This window comes from Streptomyces anulatus (assembly GCF_000721175.1).
Taxonomy (GTDB): Bacteria; Actinomycetota; Actinomycetes; order Streptomycetales; family Streptomycetaceae; genus Streptomyces; species Streptomyces anulatus_C.
The window spans coordinates 56,871-82,302 of record NZ_JOEZ01000009.1; the positions used below are offsets into that span (position 1 = coordinate 56,871).

At 72.1% G+C, this 25,432-nt stretch carries 20 protein-coding genes and 4 pseudogenes; 15 read left to right on the plus strand and 9 right to left on the minus strand.

The features are described from left to right. Window positions 1–40: 40 nt before the first annotated feature. Both IG90_RS0112340 and IG90_RS0112345 read right to left on the minus strand, forming a co-directional pair. Window positions 41–910 carry a universal stress protein gene (locus IG90_RS0112340; protein WP_030582055.1) on the minus strand — a complete coding sequence of 290 codons (870 nt, stop codon included), beginning with the start codon at window positions 908–910 and terminating at the stop codon, window positions 41–43. A 68-nt stretch (window positions 911–978) separates the two neighbouring features. Beyond that, window positions 979–2,049, minus strand: a complete 1,071-nt coding sequence (locus IG90_RS0112345) for a ferric reductase-like transmembrane domain-containing protein (protein WP_030582057.1) — start codon at window positions 2,047–2,049, stop codon at window positions 979–981. Window positions 2,050–2,285: 236 nt separating this feature from the next. Here IG90_RS0112345 and IG90_RS0112350 point away from each other — a divergent pair, with 236 nt between their 5' ends. Both IG90_RS0112350 and IG90_RS0112355 read left to right on the plus strand, forming a co-directional pair. Beyond that, on the plus strand, window positions 2,286–2,960 hold the full coding sequence (locus tag IG90_RS0112350) for a hypothetical protein (RefSeq protein WP_030582060.1): 675 nt from the start codon (window positions 2,286–2,288) through the stop codon (window positions 2,958–2,960). Window positions 2,961–3,288: 328 nt separating this feature from the next. After that, entirely contained in the window at window positions 3,289–3,900 is a 612-nt protein-coding gene (locus tag IG90_RS0112355; protein ID WP_030582063.1) for a sigma-70 family RNA polymerase sigma factor, read from the plus strand. A 24-nt stretch (window positions 3,901–3,924) separates the two neighbouring features. Here the strand turns inward: IG90_RS0112355 and IG90_RS0112360 are convergent, their stop codons facing one another. From IG90_RS0112360 to IG90_RS0112375, 4 genes are read right to left on the minus strand one after another with little or no spacing between them, the layout of a single operon-like run. Next, window positions 3,925–5,190: an MFS transporter gene (locus IG90_RS0112360; protein WP_030582066.1), complete on the minus strand. Its 1,266-nt coding sequence runs from the start codon at window positions 5,188–5,190 to the stop codon at window positions 3,925–3,927. Between the two features lie 10 nt (window positions 5,191–5,200). Further along, window positions 5,201–6,427: an ATP-grasp domain-containing protein gene (locus tag IG90_RS0112365; protein ID WP_030582069.1), complete on the minus strand. Its 1,227-nt coding sequence runs from the start codon at window positions 6,425–6,427 to the stop codon at window positions 5,201–5,203. Next, window positions 6,424–7,572: a pyridoxal-phosphate dependent enzyme gene (locus IG90_RS0112370; RefSeq protein WP_030582073.1), complete on the minus strand. Its 1,149-nt coding sequence runs from the start codon at window positions 7,570–7,572 to the stop codon at window positions 6,424–6,426. Before IG90_RS0112370 ends, IG90_RS0112365 begins: the two co-directional genes overlap by 4 nt. Then, the gene (locus tag IG90_RS0112375) at window positions 7,569–8,309 is read right to left on the minus strand and encodes a class I SAM-dependent methyltransferase (protein ID WP_030582077.1); all 741 of its coding nucleotides are present in this window, start codon (window positions 8,307–8,309) and stop codon (window positions 7,569–7,571) included. Before IG90_RS0112375 ends, IG90_RS0112370 begins: the two co-directional genes overlap by 4 nt. Window positions 8,310–8,747: 438 nt before the next feature. On the opposite strand from IG90_RS0112375, the gene IG90_RS0112380 reads away from it, so the two are divergent. From IG90_RS0112380 to IG90_RS0112410, 7 genes are all read left to right on the plus strand, one after another. Further along, window positions 8,748–12,935, plus strand: coding sequence for a bifunctional nitrate reductase/sulfite reductase flavoprotein subunit alpha (locus IG90_RS0112380; protein ID WP_030582080.1), 4,188 nt, complete (start codon window positions 8,748–8,750; stop codon window positions 12,933–12,935). Window positions 12,936–12,950: 15 nt separating this feature from the next. After that, on the plus strand, window positions 12,951–13,514 hold the full coding sequence (locus IG90_RS0112385; RefSeq protein WP_030582083.1) for an AAA family ATPase: 564 nt from the start codon (window positions 12,951–12,953) through the stop codon (window positions 13,512–13,514). Between the two features lie 164 nt (window positions 13,515–13,678). Beyond that, window positions 13,679–14,869, plus strand: a complete 1,191-nt coding sequence (locus tag IG90_RS0112390) for a PP2C family protein-serine/threonine phosphatase (RefSeq protein ID WP_030582086.1) — start codon at window positions 13,679–13,681, stop codon at window positions 14,867–14,869. Window positions 14,870–15,113: 244 nt separating this feature from the next. After that, window positions 15,114–16,697: a PP2C family protein-serine/threonine phosphatase gene (locus IG90_RS0112395; protein ID WP_030582089.1), complete on the plus strand. Its 1,584-nt coding sequence runs from the start codon at window positions 15,114–15,116 to the stop codon at window positions 16,695–16,697. Beyond that, window positions 16,694–17,788, plus strand: coding sequence for a cobalamin B12-binding domain-containing protein (locus IG90_RS0112400; RefSeq protein ID WP_030582092.1), 1,095 nt, complete (start codon window positions 16,694–16,696; stop codon window positions 17,786–17,788). Before IG90_RS0112395 ends, IG90_RS0112400 begins: the two co-directional genes overlap by 4 nt. Next, window positions 17,785–18,195: an STAS domain-containing protein gene (locus IG90_RS0112405; protein ID WP_030582096.1), complete on the plus strand. Its 411-nt coding sequence runs from the start codon at window positions 17,785–17,787 to the stop codon at window positions 18,193–18,195. Before IG90_RS0112400 ends, IG90_RS0112405 begins: the two co-directional genes overlap by 4 nt. 50 nt (window positions 18,196–18,245) lie before the next feature. Beyond that, window positions 18,246–18,752, plus strand: coding sequence for a MarR family winged helix-turn-helix transcriptional regulator (locus IG90_RS0112410; protein ID WP_030582099.1), 507 nt, complete (start codon window positions 18,246–18,248; stop codon window positions 18,750–18,752). 195 nt (window positions 18,753–18,947) lie between these two features. Here the strand turns inward: IG90_RS0112410 and IG90_RS41815 are convergent. After that, window positions 18,948–19,058: pseudogene (locus tag IG90_RS41815) on the minus strand (undecaprenyl-diphosphatase); the annotation flags it as partial. Window positions 19,059–19,060: 2 nt separating this feature from the next. Here IG90_RS41815 and IG90_RS41820 point away from each other — a divergent pair. From IG90_RS41820 to IG90_RS0112430, 5 genes and pseudogenes are all read left to right on the plus strand, one after another. Beyond that, window positions 19,061–19,285, plus strand: a pseudogene (locus tag IG90_RS41820) (hypothetical protein); the annotation flags it as partial. A 230-nt stretch (window positions 19,286–19,515) separates the two neighbouring features. Next, window positions 19,516–21,915: a 2OG-Fe(II) oxygenase gene (locus IG90_RS0112420; RefSeq protein WP_030582102.1), complete on the plus strand. Its 2,400-nt coding sequence runs from the start codon at window positions 19,516–19,518 to the stop codon at window positions 21,913–21,915. Next, window positions 21,894–22,217 (plus strand): annotated as a pseudogene (locus tag IG90_RS47065) (TOTE conflict system archaeo-eukaryotic primase domain-containing protein); the annotation flags it as partial. The gene IG90_RS0112420 and the pseudogene IG90_RS47065, both read left to right, overlap by 22 nt. 36 nt (window positions 22,218–22,253) lie before the next feature. Then, a pseudogene (locus IG90_RS47070) lies at window positions 22,254–22,712 on the plus strand (transposase); the annotation flags it as partial. An 80-nt stretch (window positions 22,713–22,792) separates the two neighbouring features. Then, window positions 22,793–23,062 carry a hypothetical protein gene (locus IG90_RS0112430; protein ID WP_030582107.1) on the plus strand — a complete coding sequence of 90 codons (270 nt, stop codon included), beginning with the start codon at window positions 22,793–22,795 and terminating at the stop codon, window positions 23,060–23,062. A gap of 46 nt (window positions 23,063–23,108) precedes the next feature. Here the strand turns inward: IG90_RS0112430 and IG90_RS0112435 are convergent, their stop codons facing one another. Continuing rightward, entirely contained in the window at window positions 23,109–23,657 is a 549-nt protein-coding gene (locus IG90_RS0112435) for a Uma2 family endonuclease (protein ID WP_411572623.1), read from the minus strand. A gap of 410 nt (window positions 23,658–24,067) precedes the next feature. Between IG90_RS0112435 and IG90_RS44290 the strand changes: the two genes are divergently transcribed. Continuing rightward, entirely contained in the window at window positions 24,068–24,244 is a 177-nt protein-coding gene (locus tag IG90_RS44290; RefSeq protein WP_157846312.1) for a hypothetical protein, read from the plus strand. Window positions 24,245–24,487: 243 nt separating this feature from the next. Here IG90_RS44290 and IG90_RS0112445 read toward each other — a convergent pair whose 3' ends face one another. Then, the gene (locus IG90_RS0112445) at window positions 24,488–25,360 is read right to left on the minus strand and encodes an undecaprenyl-diphosphate phosphatase (protein ID WP_030582113.1); all 873 of its coding nucleotides are present in this window, start codon (window positions 25,358–25,360) and stop codon (window positions 24,488–24,490) included. Window positions 25,361–25,432 lie beyond the last annotated feature (72 nt).

Genomic DNA, 25,432 nt, shown 5'->3' on the forward strand with positions numbered 1-25,432 from the left:
CAGGCCAAGGGGCCCGCGCCGAAGGGGTGCGCGGGGTTGCTCAGCAGGGCACGACGGCCACCGGCCCCAGCGCGTGCGTGACCGTTGTCTGTGCCACCGGGGAAAGACCGAGCCCGAGCGACTCGCCGCCCCTGCGACGGCCGATCACCGTCAGGGCGGCCGTCGCCGACGCGGTCACCAGGGTGCGCGAGGCGGAACCGTTGACCGGTTCGCGGACGATCTCCACCTGCGGGTACTTCTCGTGCCAGCCCGAGGTCAGCTCGGCCAGCGTCCGGGCGGCCGAGCCCGCCGCCTCCTCCCGGTCCAGGACGGGGCCGCCCGCGAGCATGGAGGAGAACATCGTCCAGCCGTGCACGATCCGCAGCCGGGCGCCCGGCCGGGACGCCGCGGTGGCGAAGGCGAACTCCAGGACCCCCTCGCTGCTCTCGTCGGCGGCCACCCCCGCCACGATGTCGGTGAAGGCCCCCGCGTCACCGGCCCGGTCGTCGTCCCCCTCCGGGCGGTCGTCCTGCACGACGACGACGGGACAGCTCGCCATCGACGCGGTGGCGAGGCTGTTGGATCCGATCATCAGCGAGCGGAAGCCGCCGAGTCCGCGCGATCCGACCACGATCATCGACGCGTCCCGGCCCAGCGAGACCAGGGCCGCCGACGGGAAGTCCAGCGGGGCCAGCGTCGAGGGCCGCAGCTCCGGAGCGATGAGGGCGCTCCGGCGCACGCACTCGGCCAGGAGCGTCTCCGCCTCGCGCCGGCCGGTCTCCTCGTCGACCTGCCGGGTGAGCGGGCGGACGTGGACGATCAGCAGAGGCAGCCCGCGCCGCACGGCTTCGTGGGTGGCCCAGTCGAGCGCCTGCCGACTGTGTGTGGAGCCGTCGACGGCGGCGATCACGGGAAGATCATTGGTGGTCATGCCTCCGAGCGTACGCCGCCGGGCGGACGGCCTCCCAGCGTGGTGGCGGGTCGCCTCTCGGCCGTGGCTCAGTCGTGGTTGTGGGTGGAAGAGGTGTCTTCCGGCGGCGCGCTGCGCCCGCCGTCGCTGCCGCCGGCCACGACGGCGACCAGGGCCGCCAGGACCGCCACCACCGCGAGCCGGCCGCCCAGCCGCAGGGCCCACCCCGTGCGGGCCCAGGCCGTCGCTCCGGGCCGGCCGGGCAGCTTCTCGGAGCGGCGGGCGGGCCGCATCAGACGCAGGAGCAGCAGCACGGCGATCGGGAGCTGGAGCAGCCACACGCTGGTGCGGAACCAGCCGTCGTACCAGACGTTGGTCCCGTACAGCAGGGTGTGCCAGACGCTGAGGACGTAGACGACGATCACGCAACGGTGCAGGACCCGCCAGGTCTTGGGACCGATGCGGTGGCGTACGTAGAAGAGCAGGCCGAGCGGGATCGCGAGGTACAGGGCCGCCTGGCCGATGGGCATGGCGATCCGCCCGGTCCCCGAGTCGTAGCCGCCGGGGACGAGCGCCTCCACGAAGGCGGTGGCCACCGCGGAGCCCCAGGACGCCGTGTCGTGCCGGACCAGTTCGGCCCCGAACAGCAGGGCGTGGGCCGCGATCAGCGAGATGGTGTTGAGGCTCGTGGTGCGGTGGAGGCGTTCCAGCCGGGGGCCCGACAGTGGCAGGCGGCCCGGCCGCGGTCCGGACAGCATCAGCCCGAGGATGACGGTCCCCCAGGCCCAGAGCAGGGCGGACCAGCCGAACGCCTGGCTGAGGAAGTACATCCAGAAGCCACCGGCGTCGGCCATGAACGGCATCACGGTGACCGTGGAGGAGGTCTTGTTGCGGATACGTACGTAGAGCAGGACGAAGATCGCCGCGGTGATGAGGAGCGCCACCAGGCCGTCGGGCCACGAGGCCCGCAGGTCGGACCGGAGCGTAGGCCGTTTCGGCTCTCCCGGCGGCCGGGGGCCGGGGACCCGGCCCCCGGCGGGCGCTGCGCTGTCGGCGGAGGCCGTTGCCGTGGCTTCGGGTCCGGCTTCGGGGGCCGGTGCGGGGCCTCCGGGCGTCTCGGCGGCCGCTGCCGGTTCGGGGATGGGGGGCGGATTCGTCATGCGGCCTCTTCGGGGCGGGGCATCGGCTGGCGGGGGCGGATGCGGCGGCCCCGGGCCACGAGGCATACGCAGACGCGTTGTTGGAGCAGTCGGACGGGGGCAGGGCAAAGTTCCCGGCAAGTGAATGTGACATGGATCACTTCGTAGTGCTGGTAGGGCAAACAAGGTGAAATACCGCTGTTTCAGCATCTGGGGTTCTTCTCTCCGGAGCAGGGGCGGCTGGCACGATGGCTGCCATGGGAGCCGGAACCGCACTCCGACTCGGGCGCACCGCGCTGTTCGCGGTGGTGTGCGTCGCCGTGTCCGGACTCGGCCACGCGCTGATGTCCGGCGCGCCCCTGCCCCTTCTCGTCCAGGCCGCCGCCCTGCTGCCGGTGTGCGGGGCGGGGTGGTGGCTCGCCGCTCGGGAGCGGAGCGCTCCGGTGACCGTCGCGGCCCATGTTCTGGGCCAGTCGGGGCTGCATGCCTTCTTCTCCGTCGCCGGATCCTGGCTGCCGTCCGGCTCGGGCGCGCACCGTGCGGGCGGCGGGCACGGGGCGGCGGGCGCCGTGAACCACTCCGCGCACGAGGTCCCGATCGGCGGTTCCTCGGACCTGATGGGACTTCTGGCCGCCTTCGACGGCACGGTGTTCACCCTCGGAATGGCCGCCGCCCACGCGCTGGCCGGGATGGTCTGCGGCTGGTGGCTGTGGTGCGGCGAGGTCGCCCTCGCCCGGCTGGGCCGCTGCCTGGTGCTGTTCGTCCGCGCCCCGCTGCGGACGGCCTGGCGCCTGTGGTCCGCGACGCCGCCCGCCCCGGTGCCGCCCGCCCGGCGGCGCACCCGCCGCCGGCCCGGCCGGCGTCCCCAGGACCTGCTGGCGCTGCACGCCATCTCGCGGCGCGGGCCACCGTTCTCCCTCCGCTTCCTCTGACCTCCATCCGCCCTCCAGCCTCGGTGCGCCGGAGGCGGTACGGGTGTGCGCCCCGCGCACACCCGTGACAGGCATGCCGGTTCTCCGGGCCGCCCCCGGCGGCGCCCGGGACCGGTCACCGGAGCCGGGTGCCCGCTGCCGCGGCTCCGCAAGGACGCGAAGGAACGCTGTGACACTTCCTGCTCCCGCACTACCGGCCGTCGTACGACCTGCCGCCGCACTACCGGTCAACCGGCCGCCGGGCGTGGTGCGCCCGCCTGCCGTCGCCGCGCCGCCGGCCGCCGCGCCCCCCGTCCGGGAGCCCGCCTCCCGGACGCCCGCCCTCCGGGTGTCCGCCACCCGCCCGCCCCGCCCTCGCGTCCCGGCGTCCCGGCAGAACGACGGACAGATCACCGACTGGGCGCTGGCCGCGGGCGGCGGCGACCGGGAGGCCGCCGACCGCTTCGTCCGGGCGACCTACGAGGACGTCCGCAGATTCGTCGCCTACCTCAGCGCCGACGTCCCGGGGGCCGACGACCTGGCCCAGGAGACCTACCTCCGGGCGATGAGCGGGCTGGCCCGGTTCGCGGGGCGTTCCTGCGCCCGGACCTGGCTGATGTCGATCGCGCGGCGCGTCGTCATCGACCGGCACCGGGCGGCAGCCGTACGTCCCCGGACCGCCGACACCGCGGACTGGCAGACCGCCGCGGAACGCGCCCAGCCCCGCCACCTGCCCGGACTCGATGAGTCCGCGGCGGTGCTGGACGCCCTGCGGAGGCTGGACCCGGCGCGCCGCCAGGCGTTCGTCCTCACCCAACTGCTGGGCGTGTCCTACGAGGAGGCCGCGGCCGTTGCCGGCTGCCCGATCGGCACGGTGCGCTCCCGCGTGGCGCGCGCCCGCCGCGAACTCGCCGGACAGTGGCGGGCGGACCCCGCCGAACCCGCACCCGACGCCGCCTAGCAGGTGGGACTTTCGAAACATTCCCTAGTCGGCGGCCGCCCGGGATCCGTCGGGGTCCCGGGCGGTACGCCGGCGGGCCGGCGCCCTCCGACGGCGGAGCAGGAACACCGGCAGCAGCAGGCACTGGAGGCAGACCGCAGCCCAGAACCCCCGGGCCGAGCCCGCCGACTCCGCCGCCCCGTACAGCTGACCGCCCACCACCCCGCTCGCGAACGCGCCGATGCCCGCCGCCAGCCGCTGCCGCCCGAACACGCTCGCCGGGGCAGCCGTCGAACGGGCCAGCGCCTCCAGGTCGTTCTTGAGGAAGAGCACGATCTCTCCGAGACACAGCAGCGCCCCGCCCACCGCGATCCCCGCGTGCCCCCCGGCTCCGATCGCCGCCATGCCCGCCGCCATCGCACCGAAGCCCATCCGCAGCGCGGCCGGGTAGCTCAGAGCGGCGACCCGTTCCGCCAGCAACGGCTGGGCGACGACGAGGAGAGCCGCGTACCCCGTCAGGACGGCCCCGTAGAAGGCCGCCGACGTCCGGGGGACCGCGTACAGGGCCAGATAGTGCTGGAAGAACATGAACGCGTACACACTCAGCACGGTCACCAGGAACGGAGAGGGCCCGGAAGGCGGCGCGACGGAGCCACGGACCGGGGTGGCGGCCGGCCGCCCGCCACCCCGGTCCGATGCCTCGCGCGGCAGCAGCGCGTGCCCGGCGCCGACGAGCGCGAACAGCACGCAGACGCAGGGAAACAGCACTCCGGGGGAGCCCATGACGAGGGGTGCGGCGGCCGGCGGGCCCAGAGCCATCCCCGCGTTGAACGCCGAACCGCTCGCCGACAGCAGCCGGGGCCTGGCGACCTCGGAAGCCCCTTCCACCAGGTACGCCTTGTTCGCCGGGAGATACAGCGCCGCGCCCGCCGACACCAGCAGCAGCGCCCCGACCGCGAGGACCCAACTGGTCGGCCCGGGGACGAACGCGGCGAATCCCGCCGTACGCAGCGCCAGCGCCAGCAGCATCGCGCGCCGCAGCCCGATCCGCCCGGTCACCGGCCCCGCGGCCACGCCACCGGCGAACTGGATCAGCGAGGCGACGGCCAGCACGACGCCGACCGTGCCGATTCCGAGGCCGAGCCGCTGGTGCAGCAGCACCGACATGTAGGGCAGCACGGCGAAGCTGCCCAGCGTGATCAGGAACGAGCCCGCCAGCAGGAACCGCTGGGGGCCGGTGAGCGGCGGCCGGGCCGTGCGCCCACGGTCCGCCCCTGTCTCCGGCGCCCCGCCCGTCCGCCGAACGGTCACCTCGCCGGGCTCACGCGGTGCCGACGGCGACGACCGGGCGGACCCGGACGGCCGCGCTCCACGCCCGGTGCTGGGCCAGCTCCGCCGTCGGCGCCTCGGCCAGCACCATGCCCGTACAGCCCCGCTGGTCGCCGACGTGGACCACGCTCTCGCCTGGCTCGCGGACCGGGAACCACTCCACCGCCCCCGGGAACGCGGCGAGTTCGTCGAGGCCGAGCCAGCCCTTCAGTACTCCGGGCCGCTCCGCGTACACCAGGACGAAGCCGTACGCGGGTCCTTCGGCGTCGAGCGGTGCGTTCAGCAGCTCCGGGCGGCGGCCGAGCGCCTCGTCCATCATCGCCGTGTAGACATTGGTCCGCAGTGTCCGGCACAGCACCTCGCCGACCAGCGCTCCGCCGATCCTGCGGTTGATCTCCACCAGTTCCGGGCCGTCCGCCGTCAGGATGAACTCCACGTGGGCGAACCCCCGCTCGTGCCCGGCCGCCGCCAGGATTCGGCCCACCCACGCCTCGATCCCGGCCCGCTCCTCCTCGGGCAGCGCCACCGGGAACGCCGCCGCCTCCTCCCGTACGACCGCCGCCCGGGACGTCTGACGGCTCAGCACCCCGAGCAGCCGGGTCGTCCCGTCCCAGCTGAGGGTCTCCGCGCTGTACAGCGGACCGGCCAGGAACGCCTCGGCGAACAGGGCGCCGGTCAGGCGCTGCCGGCCCGCCTCCGCCAGCGCCCGGTGCAGGGCCTCCTCGTCGTGCGCGATCCACACATGGCGGGAGGAGGTGCCCGCCGAGTCCTTCACGACCGCGGGCAGCCCCACTGCCCGCAGCACCTCCCCGGCGCCTTCGGGACCCGGCGGGACGGCTACGGCCGTACCGCGGCTCAGCCCGTGCGTGTACAGCGTCTCCCGGACCCGGCGCTTGTCCCGCAGCAGCCGTACGGTCTCCGGGTCCGGCCCCGGAAGGCCGAGTTCAGCGGCCAGCTCGGCGGCCGGCAGGCTCCAGGTGTCCGTCGTGTTGATCAGCCCGGCCAGGTCCGGCACGACGGCCAGTGCCCGGCGCACGGCCTCCGGATCCTGCGTGTCGACGTCCACGACGTCCAGCGCGTCCGGCGGCAGAACCGCCAGCTCGTGCCGGTACACCGAGCGGTCGCCGGCCAGCAGGCACAGCCGATGCCCGACGTCGGCGGCGGCCTCCGCCATCCGGCCCAGACCGAAGGACAGGGACTCCAGTGCGGCGATCGTCATGGCAGCAGCTCCACGGTCGGTACGGGGGAGGGGGCATCGCCCTCGTCGGTCCTGTCGCCCTCGTCGGTCCTGGCGGCCTCCGGAGCGGCGCGCCCGGCCCACTCCATCACCGACCACGGCGGCCGCAGGCCGGCCGGCGAGACGATGGTCCGGGGCCGCAGCCCGGCCGGGTCCAGGGCCTCGGCATGGCGGGCGAACACCCGCTCCGCGTACCGGTGTCCGGTGTCGGCGCCCAGCACCAGATGCAGCCGCCCGGGATCACGGGCCGCCTCCCAGGACGCCGCCAGATGGGCCGCGCCGGTGGACAGGCCCGCGAACACCGCGTGTTCCCGCAGCAGTCCGACCGCCCCGGCCATCGCATGGCGGAAGTCCATCCAGTGGACGGTGTCGTACAGCTCGTGCCGGACGTTCCCGAACGGGATGGAACTCCCGATACCCGCGATGATCGCCTCCGGGTCCTCGAACCGCTCGCTCCCGAAGGTCACACTGCCGAACGGCTGGATGCCCACCAGCCGCACCGACCGCCCCGACTCCCGCAGCGCGCGGGCCAGCCCTCCGGTCGAGGCACCCGTGCCCACCGCCCCCACCACGGTCAGCGGCCCCTCCGGCAGAGCCCCGGCCAGCAGCTCCGCGAACTCCCGGTAGCCCTCGTGGTGGACCCCGTCGTGGTACTGCCGCATCCAGTGGAAGTCCGGCCGCTCGGTCAGCAGCCGGCGCACATGGCGCACCCGCAGCTCCTGGTCCAGGCGAAGGCTCTGCGAGGGCGGCATCGCGTCGACCGTCGCGCCGAGGATCTCCAGCTGGGCCCGCATGGTGGCGTCCACGGTGGTGGAGGCGACGATGTGGCAGCGCAGCCCGTAGCGGTGGCAGGCCATGGCGAGCGCCAGCGCGTAGATCCCGCTGGAGCTGTCGACCAGGGTCTGTCCGGGGACCACCCGGCCCCGGCGCAGCAGCGAGCGGACCGCGCCGAGCGCCGCGTACACCTTCATCGTCTCGAAGCGGGCGAGGACGAGATCGCCGGTCAGCCGGATCAGGTCCGGGGTCTTCACCGCGTCGGTGATGTGCTCGTGGACCGTCGCGGCCGCCTGACGCGGGCGGGTGTCGGAACCGGTGGTGCGCGGACGGGCGTCCGCCCCGGCCCTCACCCGCGCCGCCCGCGCACGATCAGCCGGTCCGAGCGCTGGCCGTAGCCGGACGCGTCGAACCCGCCGAAGCACTCCACGTCGGTGAAGCCCGCGGTCTCGAAGAGGGCGTGCAGCTCGGCCGCCGAGTAGAGCCAGGAGGTGATGGAAGCGGTGCGCGCCGTCGTGCCGCGCACCAGCGTCCAGTCCGTGCGCAGCCGCCGCCAGCTGTCGAGGACGGTGTCCCGCTGGACGACATAGGCGCCGTCGGGCAGGTCGACCGCCTTCGGCCGTCCGATCCAGCCCGCCAGCACCTCCTTGCCCATCACGTCCACCAGGAGCTGCCCGCCCGGCGCGAGGCTCTCGTACGCGTTGCGCAGCACCCGGAGGTTGTCCTCGGCCTCGTCGAAGTAGCCGAAGGAGGTGAAGACGTTCAGCACCACGTCGAAGGTGCCCGGCTCCTGGTACGTGAGCATGTCGGCGCGCTCCAGCCGGACCTCGGCGCCCGCCGCCTCGCAGGCGGCGCGGGCGCTCCCGAGCATCGAGGGCGACAGATCGACCCCCGTGACCTCGTACCCGCGCCCCGCCAGCGGCACCACGAAGAGACCCGGCCCGCAGCACAGGTCCAGGACTCTCGCACCCGGTGGGAAGTCCAGCAGCGGGGAGGACGCGACCAGGGCGGCCGCGGACTCGGCCCGCGCCGGCGGGAACATCGTCGGGGCGAAATCGGACCAGAGCGCGTCGTCCTCGTACCAGTGCATGCCTCGCGGCCTCCTCCCGGGCCCGGGGGCCCCGTGGGTGTCCTGCTGCCGTCGCCCCGGCGGCCGTGTCGCGTCACCGGCCGGCGTTTCCGCCACCGGGCGGGTCTCCCGCACCCGGCGTCCCTCCAGTAGTCGGCCGCCCCGGCCGGGAAGTTCCCGCGCGATCACCGACCGATGCCGGAGATCACCGCCCGTCACCACCGCGAGCGGGGAGCCTCACCGGCGGGGCCGGTGCGATCGGCACCCGTCACCACCTGTCGCAATGCTTCACTCTGCGTCACCGGGGAGCCTCACCGGCGGCCTCCGGGCGGTGTGCAGGCGACGTAACCAGCGTTGTTCGCCCGGTGTCATCCCCGGGTAACGGGCCCTTCCTAGATTCGGGGGCGACCGCCGCCCGCCCCGCGTCCCTCCGGGAACGCCCGCCCCCGAAGGGCCCCCATGACCGTGCCGATCCCGCCGCCGGACGCTCCCGCCACCGACCGGGTGCGCACGGTCTGCTCGTACTGCGGTGTCGGCTGCGGGATCGTCCTCGACATCGCCACCGGCGCCGACGGCCGCCGCACCGTCGTGAAGGCCTCGGGGGACAAGGAGCACCCGTCGAACGCCGGCCGGCTGTGCACCAAGGGCGCGACCGGCGCGGACCTCCTCGCCGCCCCCGGCCGTCTGACCACCGCCCTGGCCCGCCCCGACCGCAGCGAGCAGCCCGCCCCGCTCGCCCGGGACGCCGCCATCGCGGAGACCGCGCGCCGGCTGCGGTCGGTGCTGGACACCCACGGCCCGGACGCGGTGGCGCTCTACGTCTCCGGCCAGATGACGCTGGAGGCGCAGTACCTCGCCAACAAGCTGGCCAAGGGCTTCATCGGGACCAACACCATCGAGTCCAACTCCCGGCTCTGCATGGCGAGCGCGGGCAGCGGCTACAAGCTGTCGCTCGGCGCGGACGGGCCGCCCGGCTCCTACGAGGACTTCGCCCACGCCGACGTCTTCCTCGTCACCGGCGCCAACATGGCCGACTGCCACCCGATCCTCTTCCTGCGGATGATGGAGCGCGTCAAGGCCGGCGCGAAGCTGATCGTCGTCGACCCGCGGCGCAACGCCACCGCGGCCAAGGCCGACCTGTACCTCCGGATCCGGCCCGGCACCGACCTGGCGCTCCTCAACGGACTGCTGCACCTCCTCGTCGAGAACGGGCACACCGACCCCGAGTTCATCGCCGAGCACACCGAGGGCTGGGAGGCGATGCCCGCTTTCCTCCGCGACTACCCGCCCGCCGCCGTGGCGGAGATCACCGGCATTCCCGAGGCCGACATCAGGCAGGCGGCCCGCTGGATCGGCGAGGCGGGCGACTGGATGAGCTGCTGGACGATGGGCCTCAACCAGAGCACCCACGGCACCTGGAACACCAACGCGATCGTCAACCTGCACCTGGCGACCGGAGCGGTCTGCCGCCCCGGCAGCGGCCCCTTCTCGCTCACCGGACAGCCCAACGCCATGGGCGGACGCGAGATGGGCTACATGGGCCCCGGGCTGCCCGGCCAGCGATCGGTCCTGGTCGACGAGGAGCGCGCCTTCACCGAGGAGTTGTGGGGCATCGCGCCCGGCACCCTGCGGGCGGACGGCTCGGGCAGCGGCACCGTCGACATGTTCGCGCGGATGGCCGAGGGGGAGATCAAGGCCTGCTGGATCATCTGCACCAACCCGGTCGCCTCGGTCGCCAACCGCCGGACCGTCATCGAGGGCCTGGAAGCCGCCGAATTCGTCGTCACCCAGGACGTGTTCGCCGACACCGAGACCAACGCGTACGCCGACATCGTCCTGCCCGCCGCGCTCTGGGCCGAGTCCGAGGGCGTGATGATCAACTCCGAGCGCACCCTCACCCTCTCCGGCCGCGCCACCGACCCGCCGGGGGAGGCCTGGCCGGACTGGCGGATCATCGCGGCGGTCGCCTGCGCCATGGGGTACGAGGACGCCTTCGGCTACACGAGCGCCGAGGAGATCTTCGCGGAGATCACGCGGGCCTGGAACCCGCGCACCGGCTACGACCTGCGTGGAGTGACGTACGAGCGGCTGCGCGAGACCCCGGTGCAGTGGCCGAGCGCCGACGCCGAAGGCCCGGCCCGCAACCCCGTGCGCTACCTCAACGACGGGGTCAGTCAGGAACTGACCGTACGGCCCGACGGGAGCGTCCCGAGGCTCGCCTTTCCCACGCCGAGCGGCCGGGCGGTCTTCCACGCGCGCCCGCACCTGCCGCCGGCCGAAATGCCCGACGAGGACTTCCCGTTCGTCCTCAACACCGGGCGGCTCCAGCACCAGTGGCACACCCTCACCAAGACCGGGAAGATCGGCAAGCTGAACCGGCTGGACCCCGGCCCGTTCGTGGAGATCCACCCCGATGACGCCGCGGCCCTGGGCCTCACCGAGAACGACGGCGTGGAGGTCGCCTCGCGGCGCGGCCGCGCGGTGCTCCCCGCCCGGATCACCGACCGGGTCCGGGCGGGGGAGTGCTTCGCCCCGTTCCACTGGAACGACCTGTTCGGCGAGTACCTCGGCGTGAACGCCGTGACCAACGACGCGGTCGACCCGATCTCGTTCCAGCCGGAACTGAAGGTGTGCGCGGTCCGGCTGGCGAAGGTCGCCGCACCCGCGGTGAGCCAGGACCCGGCCGAGGCGGGACGCCCCGCGCTCACCGCCGTCCCCGCTCTCGCGGACACCTCGGGCCTGACCGACGCCCTGGGTATCGCCGATACCGCCCCGCCCGTCCTCACCGACACCGAGCGCCGCTATCTGGCCGGATTCCTGGCGGGCCTCGGCGCCCGGCCGGACGGCACCCCGGTGCTTCCGGCCGGCGCCCCGTTCGCCCCGGACCACGCCCTGTGGGTCAACGGAGTGCTGGCCGGCACCTACTCCCGGCTCCCGGCGGCCCCGGGCCCCGGGAGCGCGCCCGCAGCACCGGAGAGCGCCCCGGAGGGCCACGGCCGGCCGGTCGTCGTGCTGTGGGCCTCGCAGACCGGCAACGCCGAGGAGGTCGCCGCGACGGCCGCCCGGACCCTGGCCGCCGAGGGGTACCGCACCACGCTCCTCGGCATGGACGACGGGACGCCGGACGCCCTGCCCAGCCCGGCCGACCTCCTCGTCGTCACCAGCACCTTCGGCGACGGCGACGCACCCGACAACGGCTCCGGCTTCTGGGAGTCGCTGAACGCCCCCGGAACCCCGCGCCTGGACGGCGTCCGCTACGCCGTCCTCGCGCTCGGCGACTCCTCGTACGACGACTTCTGCGGCCACGGGCGCCGTCTGGACGAACGCTTCGGCGAACTGGGCGCGGAGCGGCTGGTCCCGCGCACCGACTGCGAACCGGAATACGAACAGCCCTTCGGTCAGTGGCTCAAGGAGGTCCGAGCGGCACTGGAGACGACGACACCGGAAGGGACGGCGCCACGGACAGAGGCCACGCCACCCGTGAAAGCGACGGGGACACCGGGTGAGAAGCCGGCCGCCCGCCCCTCCAGGGCCGCGCCCGTGACCGCCCTCCTCACCGGGAACCGCCTCCTGAGCCTGCCCGGCGCGACGAAGGAGGTCCGCGCTTTCACGATCGACACGCGGGGCGCCGACACCCCGCTGACGTACTCGGCCGGCGACGCCCTCGGCGTACAGCCCCGCAACTCCCCGGACCTGGTGGCCGAATGGCTCGCCGTCACCGGACTCGACCCCGCCGCCGAGGTGGACGTACCCGGTCACGGGCCGGTGCCCCTCGACGAAGCCCTGCACCGCCACCTCGACATCGCCCGCATCACCCCGGACCTGCTTCGCCTGGTCGCCGACCACACGGGGGACCGGTTCCTGAAGAAGCTGCTGCGCCCCGACAACAAGGGCGAGCGGGACCGGTGGGCCTGGGGGAGGCAGGCCGTCGACGTCCTGGCCGAACACCCGGTACGGGCCACGGCAGCCGCGTGGGCCGATGTGCTGGGACCGCTCCGGCCCCGCCTGTACTCCATCGCCTCCAGCCCGCTGGCGGACCCCCACCGGATGCGGCTGACCGTCTCCGTGATCCGCTACGAGAGCCACCGCGGCCGGATGCGCAAGGGCGTCGCGTCGACCTTCCTCGCCGACGCCGAACCGGACAGCCCCGTCCCGGTGTTCGTCCAGCGCAACGACCGCTTCCGCCCGCCCGCCGACCCGGCCACCCCGATGATCATGGTGGGGCCCGGTACGGGAGTCGCCCCGTTCCTGGGCTTCCTGGAGGAACGCCGGGCGCTCGGACACTCCGGCGCCAACTGGCTGTTCTTCGGCGAGCAGCACCGCGCCACGGACTTCTACTACCGCGAGGAGCTCGACGCCCTGAGCCGCGCGGGCACCCTCACCCGGCTCGACACCGCGTTCTCCCGCGACCAGCGCGCCAAGGTCTACGTCCAGGACCGGATGCGCGAACACGGAGCCCAGCTCTGGTCCTGGCTCCGGGACGGCGCCCACCTCTATGTCTGCGGCGACGCCTCCCGTATGGCCAAGGACGTCGACCGGGCCCTGCGCGACATCGCCGTCGCCCACGGGGGCCTCGATCCCGACGCCGCGGCCGCCCAGGTGAAACAGCTAGCCTCGGACCGCAGATACGTGCGTGACGTGTACTGAACGAGGAGTACGGCCATGGGCTGGACGGAAGTGCCGGTGGACACCGGACCGGCGGCGGGCGCGGTGCTGCTGACCGGCATTCCCGGCAGCGGCAAGAGCACGGTCGCCGCGGCGCTCGCGGCCCGGTTCGCCGCCTCGGCCCACATCGAGGTGGACGCCCTCCAGGAACTCATCGTCTCCGGCGGCCGGTGGCCCTCGCCCGAGCGGGACGAGGAGGCGGACCGGCAGATCTTCCTCCGGGCCCGCAACGCCTGCCTGCTGGCGGACAGTTTCGTCGCCGCGGGCTTCCTCCCGGTCATCGACGACGTCGTCGTACGGCGCGCCCACCTCGACTTCTACCGCGCCAGGCTCACCGGCGCACCGCTGCACCGCGTCGTCCTGGACCCGGGCGCGGCGAAGGCCATGGAGCGCAACCTCGCCCGGGACAAGACGCTGACGACGGACTGGTCCCCGCTGGACGCGGCGATGCGCACCGAACTGGCCGACGAGAAGATCTGGATCGACAGCGCGGAGCTGACCGTGGACGAGACGGTCGACGCGGTGCTGTCCGCCACCGGTCTGACGCCGTCGCTGCCCTGACACTCCAGCGGCCGATGGTCTGGGGGAACGGGCGGCCCCGTTGCCGCCGGTGGGCTGCCCCGAGGCATGCCAAACTCCCGTGGGGGCATTCGTACCCATTCCGGCTGGTCGCTGCCGACAGCCGCTCTGATGGAGAAGTGCGCAAGAAAGCAGGTCCGGTACCGGTGGACAGACCCAGCGCGGTCGAGCGCTCCCTGCGCGAGGCCGCGCCGCATGAGATTCTCGATGTGATCCGCTCCGAGATCGAGCGCCGCCATGGTGCCCGGGCGGTGGACCTGCTGGTGGCGGACTACGCCATGACGAGGCTGCAGCCCGTCGGGATGCTTCCGCACACCCGTCCACCGGTGTCGGTGCATGACAGTGCTCCGGGCCGTGCGTTCGGTGCCCAGGAGCCGCACTGTGCGTACGACCGCTCGGCGTCCATCGTGACGGCTCACCTCCCGGTCAGCGTCCGGGGAGACCGGTTGGGTGTCCTGAGCGTCACCCTGCGGGTGGAAGAAGGCGCCGATCTGGCCGCGGACGTGCTGGAGGATCTGCGGGAATGCGCCGATGCCCTGGCGCACGAGGTGGTCGTCGCGGAGCGGGACACCGACCTCTTCCTGCAGGCACGGAGGGCAGAACGTCTGACGCTGGCCGCCGAGATGCAGTGGCAGCTACTGCCCGGGCGCTCGTGTGCCCGGCCGGAGTACAGTCTGGGTGCCCAGCTGGAGCCCGCGTACGCCATCTTCGGCGACAGCTTCGACTGGTCGGCGTCGGCCGACGACCTGTATGTGACGGTCAGCAACGGCATGGGCGAAGGCATCGACGCCGCATTGCTGACGAACCTCTGCGTCAACGCGCTGCGCAACGCCCGCCGCGCCGGCCTGAGCCTGAGCGACCAGGCCTACCTGGCCGATCAAGCGGTGTACGGGCAGCACGGGGGAAGCCAGTATCTGTCGACCCTGCTCTTCCGCTTCCACCTCCCGACCGGGGGCGTGGAGGTCATCGATGCCGGTTCACCACGGGTCTGGCGGGTGCGCGGTGGTGTGGTCGAGCCGATCGAGCTGGAGGAGCAGGCGCCCCTGGGCATGTTCGAGGACACCGCCTACGTTCCGCAGCACTTCCGGGTCGAACCCGGAGACCGTTTGCTCTTCATCAGTGATGGCGTCTACGACGCGCTGTCCCCGGGTGGTGAGAAGTACAGCCTCCGCGCACTCGCCGCGTCGATCAGGAACACCCGTCTGCTGCCTGCTCCGCAGGTGCCCAGAGTGATGCTGCAGGAACTGCTGGGACACCGCGGATCCGGTCCCGCCGCGGACGACTCCCTCGTGATGTGTCTGGACTGGCACGGCCGTTCCGGCGGACGGGATCGTTAGCCCTTCGGATACGGGGCATGTGGTTGCCAGGTGAAGACCCTGCGACCTTCTCCGCAGGGGACCCGCACGGAGTGGGGGCGGGTTGCCAGGCGGCGACAGGGTGAGGGATGGTTGCCTTCAGGCAATCGTCTAGTTGATGAGGTGAGGGGTCCGCTCAGCGGGTCCTCGATATTTGGCTTCCACCCAAGCGCAAACCCTTGCGGACACGCGGCCGGACTCCCCGTGGGGCCGGCCCCCGTATCCGGTGCTGGTCGCTGACGCCCAAGGCGTGGTGGTGCGGTGCAATGACGCGGCCGGTCCGCTTCTGCCGGCCGCAGCCCCCGGGACATCCCTGGTGGATGTGGCTCCGGCGTGGCTCTGTGCCGCGCACACCAGGCTGGCCTCCCCCGGTCCGCATCCCGTCCCGGAGACCGGACTGACACTGCGCGGCGACATCGGCGGGCGCCACTTCGAGGCGCACCCCACGGTGAGGGGCGACGGCTCGGTGGCGTGGTGGCTGGTGGATGACACCGGCCATCAGCTTGCCCGGGAGGCTCTGCGCAGGGAGCGCGAGCGAAGCGCGTTCCTCGCGAAGGCGTCCAACGTTCTGCTCGCCTCCCTCAATCTCGGGCGCTGCATGGACGGGACCGCGCACATGGCTGCCGAGAACCTCGCCGACGCGGCACTCGTGATCGCGCCGGCGCGCGGTCAGCGGCTGCCGGTGGTGACCTGCGTGCGCGGCGGTGCCCCCGCGACGACCACGGTGACGGTGGACCTCGACGAGGTGCCGGGGCTTGCGGAGGCGCTGCGCGGGTTCCCCCCGGTGCCCTCGCGCTGGATCGACCCGGCCACGGCCCCTGGGTGGATGACGCCCGAGAGGTTCGGGCCGGTCGGCTCGATCGTGATCACCCCGCTGCCCGGGCACGGCGTCCCGGCCGGAGCGCTCATCCTGCTGCGAGCGACGGAGACCGCCGCCTTCAGCGACGAGGAGGAGGCCTTCGCCCGGTTGTTCGCCGCCCGTGCGGGTGCGGCCATGTCGGCTGCCCGGCTGTACGCGGAGCAGAGCACGGTCAGCGACATGCTGATGCGTGAACTCCTGCCCCCGGACCTGCACCAGATCTCCGGAGTGGATTTCGCCGGCGGCTACCGGCCCTCGGCGGACCATGAGCGTATCGGCGGTGACTTCTACGACGTGCACCCGGCAACCGTCGAGGGCGCAGGAGCCCTGGTTTCGCTCGGGGACGTGTGCGGCAAGGGCCTGGAGGCCGCCGTGCTGACGGGCAAGATCCGCAACACGCTGCATGCCCTGTTGCCACTGGCCGATGACCATCAGCGGATGCTCAGCCTGCTGAACACCGCGTTGCTCAGTTCCCACCACACCCGCTTCGCGACCATGGTCCTGGCCTCCGCCGTACGCCGCGGCAGCGCGGTGGACCTCAAGCTCACCAGCGGCGGCCACCCCAGCCCGCTGATCGTCCGCGCGGACGGCACCGTCGAGGAAGCCGACACCCACGGCACCCTGATCGGGGCCATCCCGAACGTCTCCGCCACCACCACCACCGCGTCGCTGGCCCCCGGGGAGTCCTGCGTCCTGTACACCGACGGCATCACCGAGGCCAAGGGCGGCCCGATGGGCGACGACCTGTTCGGGGACGAGCGCCTCAAGCGCGCACTCGCCGGATGTGCGGGCATGCCGGCCGAGGGGATTGTGGAGCACGTGCAGATGCTGGCCGCCCAGTGGCTGGGCAACCGGCCCCACGACGACATGGCCGTCGTCGTGATCTCCGCGCCGCGCACCCACCACCTCAGTGCGGTGAACGGGCACACCCGGGGCAGGTTCACCGCATGAGAACGAGCACCTCGCCCCGCCTTCCCCACTCCGAGCACGCGGAGGAGTCGGCGAGGCTTCTGTGGAACGCCGTCTCGACCTCGGACGAGCATGCGGCCGCAGAGCTCGTGCTGCGCATGCTCGATGACGGGGCCGACCCCGAGAGCGTCCTGCTGGACGTGATCGCCAGGGTGCAGGGCCGCGTCGGTGAGGAATGGGCGGCCAACAGGATCAGCGTCGCCCAGGAGCACGCGGCGACCGCCATCAACGAACGGGTCGTCGCGGCGGTGAGCGTGCACCCCGCCGCCCGCACCGCTGTCACCCGGGGCCGGATCACCGTGGCCTGTGTGGACGGTGAATGGCACGGGCTGCCGGCCCGCCTGCTGGCTGAAGTCCTGAAGCTGCGCGGCTGGCGAGTCGACCATCTCGGCGCCCAGGTCCCCACCCCGCACCTGATCGTTCACCTCCACAACACCCGGGCCGACGCGGTCGCGCTCTCCAGTTCCATCGCTACCCGGCTCCCCACCGCGCACGCGGCGATCACCGCCTGCCAGGCCGTCGGCGTCCCCGTCCTCGTCGGCGGCGCCGCCTTCGGGCCCGAGGGTCGATACGCGGAGCCGCTGGGCGCTGACGCCTGGGCCCCCGACGCCCGCGCCGCCGCCGACCTCCTCGCCGAGGAGCCGCTTGCCAGGCCGGAGACCGACCATCAGCAGTCCGACGACCTGCCGCACCTGGCCGACCAGGAGTTCACCGTGGTCTCCCGCAGCAGCGCCTCGCTCGTGCGTCACGTTCTCACCGCACTGGAAGACGCCTTTCCCTCGATGCGTGCCTACAGCGATCTGCAGCGCGAGCGCACCGCGGAAGATCTCGCGCACATCGTCGAGTTCCTCGCCACCGCCCTCTACCTCGACGACGAGGCACTCTTCACCCGGTTCATCGCCTGGACCGCGGAGGTCCTCGTTGCCCGGGGCGTTCCCGCGTCGAGTCTGCCGCCGGCCCTGGATCTCCTGGCCCGCGAACTCATGGACTTCCCCCGGGCCTCCCGCATCCTCCGGTCCGGGACACACACCCTCACCACCGCCCACTCCACCGCCGCCGGGAACACCGCATGACCACACACCCCAACCACCTGGAGCTGACCACGGTCGACGCCCAGGACAGCGTCCGGATAGAGCTACACGGGGACCTCGACCACGACAACGCCGACCTCCTCGTGCAGGAGGCCGTCGCCCAGCTCACCGCACGGCCCGCCCTGACCGACCTGTACCTGGGATGCGCGGATCTCGGCGCCGTCGACTCCATGGGCCTCTGCGCCCTGCTGATGATCAGCCGCCGTACCACCGAGGCAGGGGTGCGGATGCACCTGGACGACCGGCCCGCGAGACTGGACCGGCTCCTGACCCTCACCGGTACCCTTGACCACCTCACAGCCCCGCCCCCGGCCGGATCCGTGACGCCCTCGATCACCGGGGAAAGCGCCATGGCGGCCCGACCCACCGGACCGGACAGCACCACCTGAGCCACTGCCCGGCCCTTCACCAGGCAGAAGCACACACCCGACGGGTAATCATGACCGCAGCAGAGGCCGCCTCCAGCACGGCCTGGCAGGAGGCCACCCACTCCGCGAGCTCCATCGTCGAACTTCTCGACGTGATGTGGGACCACGCCAGAAACGCGACCACCGGCATGACAGCACCCGGCTCCACATCCCAGCTCCGCCTGATGTACGTCGTCGACCGTGGAGAGGGAGTACGCATGCGCACCGTGTGTCAACGCCTTGCCTCCGCGCCTCCGACCGTGACCCGGATGTGCGACCGTCTCCAAGCCATCGGCTTCCTCGAACGCCTACCGTGCCCGGACAACGGCCGCGAGATCATTCTCCGGCTCACCCCCACCGGCAGAGAGCACCTGCAACGCATCCGCGAACAACGCGACGCCATGCTCCACCAGGCCATCGCCGGCATGCCCCCCGGCGAACGCGGTGCTCTGGCCCAGGGACTCGCAGGACTGCGGACACAGCTCGACTCCGCCCCCGGCGAGGAACACCACACACCCGGCAGCCACTCCGCAGCCTGAACAGCGGGTGTCACATCCGCGGCGGGCGTCGCCGTGCGCCTGAGCTACGCGTCACCGAACACCGGTGGTCGAAGGACAGAGTCAGGCACTGGCGTTGTCAGACCCCCGCCGTAGGGTGAGGACATCCGTCCGCGCTGCTGGCTGCTGCGCTGCTGGATCGCCCCGCCCGGCTGCTCCCGGGCGGGGCGCACAAACCTACGGAGTGACGCCTGCGGACTCACCCGCGTGCGGGCTCAGCACCCCGGCCCAGATCAGAACGAAGAGGACGATGCCGAGCACGATGCGGTAGATGACGAACGGCATGAAGCCAGGCCGCCAACCGGAAGAAGAAGGGCAGCAAGGGCGGCAGGCCCGTCAGCCACGACGCCCGCCTCCACAAGGAGCGGAACACCGTCGAGCGCCTGATCAACAAGCTGAAGGCCTGGCGAGGCATCGCCACCCGGTTCGACAAGACACCCGCGAGCTACCTCGCCGGCCTCCACCTCCGCGCCTCAATGATCTGGATCGATGATCTCCTGCCGGCCACTGGTTGATCACAACATCACACAGCCCCTAGATCCGGCTGAGGTCGATCTCCACAGGGAACAGAACCGCCCCCTTGATCACCCCGCTGAACGCCCCACCGTCCCGGGCCTTCCCTGAACCTGCGCGGGTGCCCCGGATGTCAAGGCCGTTCTGCCATCTGAGAACAGGGACTTCCCGCAGCGCTAGGGTTTCCGGGACAGAGGTAACGGCACGCTGCCGACCAGGGGAACGAAACACCATGGGACACGGAGCACGAAAGCAACTGGCGAAGCTGCTCGACGCCTCGGAGCGATGCGGGGACTTCAGTACCCGCATCGAGATGTCCGCCCGCGCGCTGCGGATCGAGGTCGACGGCGTCGGGGTGCTGCCCCTGCCGTTGCGCGCTCCGGTCACCAAGAAGCTGATCGCGCAGGCCCGGCAGGCCCGCTTCGGCCGCGGTGAGCAGACCCTGGCCGACACCAGCGTGCGCGATACCTGGGAGATCACCCCGGACCGGATCGCCCTGGGCGGCCCCGACTGGGACCGCACCCTGAGCGTCGTCCTCGACGGCGTCCGTACCGCGCTCGGTCTGCCGCCCACCACCGTCCTGCGGGCCGAACCGCACGCGCTGCTCGTCTATGGCAAGGGCCAGTTCTTCCTGCCGCACCAGGACTCCGAGAAGGACGACTCCATGGTGGGCACCCTGGTGGTCTCGCTGCCCTCGCACCACACCGGCGGTGAACTCGTCGTCTCGCACGTCGGCCGGAGCGTCGTCCACCGGGCGTCCCGGGAGAAGCTGACCTTCGCTGCCTTCTACGCGGACTGCCTGCACGAGGTCAAGCCCGTCAAGTCCGGCTACCGCGTCACCCTCACCATGAACCTCCTCGCCGAACGCACCCGCCTGGCCGGCGAGGACGACGGCGGCCCGGCCGCCGACCTGGCCCACTGCCTGACCGAACACTTCACCGAGCCGGCCGAAGAGCGCTACGCCTACGGCCGCCAGAAAACGGCGCCCCCGAACCGCCTCGTGTACCTCCTCGACCACGAGTACACCCAGCGTGGCCTGGACTGGGACCGCCTCAAGGGTGCCGACGCCACGCGTGCCACCCGGCTCCGCCAGGCCGCCGGGCGTGCAGGCTGCGAGGCGGTCCTCGCATTGGCCGAGGTGAAAGAGAGTTGGGACGCCGTACCGCCCTACGACCGCTACGACTACTACGGCGATGTCGAGCACTTCGACGGCTGCGAGGACGAGGAGTGCGTGGGTGAGTGCCTCCTCGACCCCGACGGGGAGCCCGGGGCCGAGCGCCGCCGCAGTGGCGACTTCTCCGACTACGAGCTGGGCGACCTGATCGACGACGAGATCACCCTCGACTGGTGGACCCGCCCCGACGGCGCCGACGGTGAGCAGATCTCCCTGCCCGTCTCTTACGCCGAGGTGTGCGCCACCACCGAGAACAAGGACCTCACGCCCTACCAGTCCGAGTACGAGGGCTACATGGGCAACTACGGCAACACCCTGGACCGCTGGTACCGGCGGGCCGCAGTGGTGCTCTGGCCGCGGCAACGCTCGTTCGCGGCACGCGCCGAGGCCGGCTCCGAGGGAGCCCTGCGAGAACTCCAGGGCCACTTGGACACCGGGGAGTTGGAGCTGGCGCGTGCGCTCGCCCGGTCGCTCGCCCCGATCTGGAAGCATCGCGGTTCGGGCGAAGCGGCCGCTCCACTCTTCACTGCCGCCCTGCACGTCGCGGTGGGACTGGAGGAAGCGGACACCGCCGCGATGCTCCTTGCGCCCTTCGGGGTGGAGACCCTGGGCGAGCGACACGTCCCCGATCTCGCGGAAGCGGCCGCACGGTACGGGCGGACGTGGTCGCGCGGGGCCGTCGGCAGCTGGTTCGGCCCGGTCGCCGCGTACACCGGGGCGGATCGCGCAGCGTGGCTGGAGTCTCTGCCCGGCCTCTGCGCCGCGCTGCGGACCGCTGACGGTGACGGAGACGCGGTGGCGGCACCGCTGGTCGAGGGCGTCTGGCAAGCGGCCGAGCAGCAGCTCACCGGCTGGCTCGACGTGGGCCGCGAGGCGGAGCGCCGCGCGGGCATGGAACGGCTGGGAGCTCCCTTGGCCCGCATCCTGCAGGCGTGCGACCCGAGAACCGCCGGCACGATCGTCACCGCGCTGCGCGGCCTGCCGGACACCGCCCTGGAATGCCTGCTCCCGGCCCTGCGCACCGCGGCCCGCCGACCGTCGACCGTACGAGACGGGGCACCCGCGGCCCACGCCTTCCAGACGCTCGCCGACCACTGCGAGGCCCGGCTCACTGCGGCCGTCACCCGCCCCGTACGCGCGGCGGACGACTGGTCACTCACCCCGGCCAGTACCTGCCGGTCCGGCTGCGGCCTCTGCCCCGACCTCGACGCCTTCCTCACCTCCCGCACTCGTCGGGTCATGGATTGGCCACTCGCGAAGGACCGGCGCCGGCACATCCACAGCCGTATCGATCTGGCCGGCCTGCCCGTGTCCCACACCACCCGGCGTCAGGGACGCCCCTACACCCTGGTCCTGACCAAGACGAACGCGGTGTTCACCCGTGAGCGAGCGGCCCGCATCCGCACCGAGACCGACCTGGCGTGGCTGCGGGAGAAATGGCCCCGGCCACGCGGCTGAAAGGGGACGGACAAGCCCCGCGGTTCGCGCGCCTGGAACCGGCAGTGCGCACCCGGCTGGGAGTTCCCGCACCCGACGCGCCACGGGCGCTGGCTCCGGTCCCCGAGCCTCCCCCACCGGTCATCACGGAAGGCGGCCACGGGCTGCCGTACGCGGACGCGTCCTCCGGGACGGAGGCGAAGATCGCCCTGTTCCGGGCGCTGTTCGCCGGCCGCGAGGACGTCTACGCCACCCGGTGGGTGAGCGCGAAGTCGGGCCGGACGGGCTGGAGCTCCGCCGAGGACAACCCGTTCGCCAAGAAAAAGGCCCAAGCCGAGCGGGTGTTCTGGCCGCTGACGGACCGGGCCGTCTGGTGCGACGATGTCTGTGTAGTCGAATCCACCCCGGTCGGCTGTGGCTGCTCGCGAGAGACCGCGAAGCGCTCCGACCTGGCCGGCTGGGCGCAGTACGGCTACTGCACGTCGCACTCCCGGTACTTCTGGGGACTACGGCTGCACCAGGTGTGCGCGATCGGCGGGCTGCCCGTGCTGTTCGCACTGACCGGTGCCAAGGCCGACGAGCGCGAGACGTTGCGCGACATGCTCGACACCGCGCCGGACGTGACGGCCTCCCACTCCCGGCAGACGATCACCGGTGACAAGAACTACTACGGCCGCGAGTTCGAGCGGGACCTGACCGAGCGTGAGCTGGTGCTGTTACGGACGGCCCGCAAGGGAGAAGCCGAGCGGGCCGGGGCGCATCTGTTCAAGCCACTGCGACAGGTCATCGAGTCGATCAACCAGACCTTCAAGGGACAGTCCTGGTCGACCGCGGCGCCCCGGGCGGGCCCGCGCCCCCGCCGCTTGATCAGCAGCCGGACCATCTGAAACGGTACGAGGTGTTCGGCGGCGCCCTGCCGCTGCCGGGCACGACGGAGGCGGCCCGTCCGAACATCTCCATGACCATCTGGCGCACCCTCGCCGACCTCACTCACCGCGTCTACGCCTTCGAGTCCTCCTCCAGCCCCGACAACGTCTGGACCCGCCTCGACCGCGTCGACGTCACCCGCGCCGCCCGCCTCGACCCGACCGCCGATAACCTGGTCGGCGATGTGACCGGCCGCTACGAGCCCCGCGAACCGTTCGCCTTCGCCCTCGCGGGGTCGTGAGGCAGCTCGCAGCTCGTGAAACCGTGGCCCGGCGTCCGGCAGCGAGTCAGGGCACGAGGCTGTCGAGGTCGATGTCGAGGGGGATGGGGACGGATACCTTCAACCGGTTGCGGTGGATGCCGGTGGCCACGTAGGTGCTGGTCATGACGTCGAGTTCGTAGGTGTGGACGGTGGGGGCGCCGGTCTCGTCCTCGACGCGCCAGAAGTGGGGGATCCTGGCCTGTGCGTACTTGAAGGGCTTCAGGGAACGGTCGCGGTCCGCCGACTCCTCCGAGACGACCTCGATGACCAGGATGACGTCCTCGGGCGCGTACCAGGTCCGGTCGGGGTCGTACGGGGCGGTTGTGATCAGGATGTCCGGCTCGGGGCGGCTCTTCTTGTCGAGCCGGACGGTCATCTCACGCTCGGCGTCGAACCCGACGGGGGCGGCCTGGCGCAGGGCGAAGGTCAGGTTCTCCACCAGCCGGGCGTGCCAGGACCGCTGCGGCGACATCATGAAGATCAGGGCTCCGTCGATGAGTTCGGTGTGCCGCGGTGCCTGGGCGAGGTGGTCGAGGTCATCGGCTTCCCAGCCGCTGATCCTGGGCGGGATCATCCAGTCGGGGAGTTCGGCGGTCACGGCTTCCTCCAGGCGACTCGAAGAGGTCGGGGGCCCTCATCCCGGATCGCGGACACGGGCGCAGCGCAACGCTGGTGTCAGCATAGTCGAGCGACCGGACCTCTCACTCGGCCCGTGTGGGTCCGAGGAGCCGGAGGCCGGTGATCATCTCGGTGTGCATCTGGACGACGTGGTCCATGGACGAGCTGCTTCGTAGGAGTGGTGCACGTCAGCTTGAGCGCCGGGTCGAGGTCGGCCGACACCAGGCTTGCGATGTCGTCGAGGTCGCAGTGGAAGCCCCCCGTCCTTGTCCTCACAGGTCAGGGGGCCCCGCACGTGGTGCTCTGGCGTACGGCGGTGCCGCGGTTGGTTTCCGGGTTCTGCCGAGCCGTGCGGAGCGTCAACTGGTGCTGGACGCGGCCTGCCACGTGCGGGCCGCCCGCGCCCTCGACCGGCTCGCTCGGGACCTGGTCGACAGCTCGGAGTTCACCCGAATCGCCCTGGACGCGGACGCCTGGCCCTACGGCCGGCCGACCTCACCGGCGATGCCTGGGACACGGTGGATGAGCGGCTGCGTTTCCTAGCGGAGAAGGTGCGGCCTATGCCGGACATGAACCTCAGCTGACCCGCTCCACCCTCTGTACGGAAGGGCTCGCACTGCCGTGCGGGCCCTTCCGTGTCATCCCCTACTTTGCGGACGCACACGTCCTAAGCCTACGAGGGTGTTTCCCGCCTCCCCGGTGGGAGATGAGTGGGAGATGATCATGGCGTGGTGCTGCAATCAGGCGCTAGGAAATGCTGGATAGCGCCACCTGTGCGGCCCTGGTTCAGCCGCCGGATTCGCCCGCGTGCGGGCTCAGCACACCGGCTCCCACCAGCACGAACAGCAGGATGCCGAGCAGCACCCGATAGATCACGAACGGCATGAAGGACTTCGTGGTGATGAACTTCATGAACCACGCGATGACGGCGTATCCGACGAAGAACGCCACCAGGGTCGCGAAGATCGTCGGGCCCCAGGAGACATGCCCTTCGCCCACGTCCTTGAGCTCGTACGCCCCCGAGGCGAGCACCGCGGGGATCGCCAGCAGGAACGAGTAGCGGGCGGCCGACTCACGGGTGTAGCCCATCAGCAGACCACCGCTGATGGTCGCACCCGAGCGCGAGACACCGGGCACGAGCGCCATCGCCTGGCAGAAACCGAAGATCAGACCGTCCCGGACGCCCAGATCCTTGAGCGTCTTGCGCTCCTTCACCACGCGGTGTCTGCCGCCCGACTCGTCGCGCGCGGCCAGCCGGTCCGCGATGCCCAGCACGATGCCCATGCCGATGAGCGTCGTCGCGATCAGCCGCAGGTCACGGAACGGACCCTCGATCTGGTCCTTGAGCGTGAGGCCCAGCACCCCGATGGGGATCGAGCCGACGATGACCAGCCAGCCCATCTGCGCGTCGTGGTCACTGCGCATCGCACGGTCCGTCAGCGAGCGGAACCAGGCCGACAGGATCCGTGCGATGTCCTTGCGGAAGTAGATGAGCACCGCCGCCTCCGTGCCGATCTGGCTGATGGCGGTGAAGGCGGCCCCCGGGTCGTGCCAGCCGGCGAACGCGGCGGTCAGCCGCAGATGGGCGCTGGAGGAGATCGGCAGGAACTCGGTCAGTCCCTGAACGAGTCCCAGGACGAATGATTCGAACCAGCTCATGGGGCTTTTGCCATCCCGGAGGTGATCGTGCATCGGCCACGGACGCCTGGGCCCGTCGGCTGCGTGCGGAGT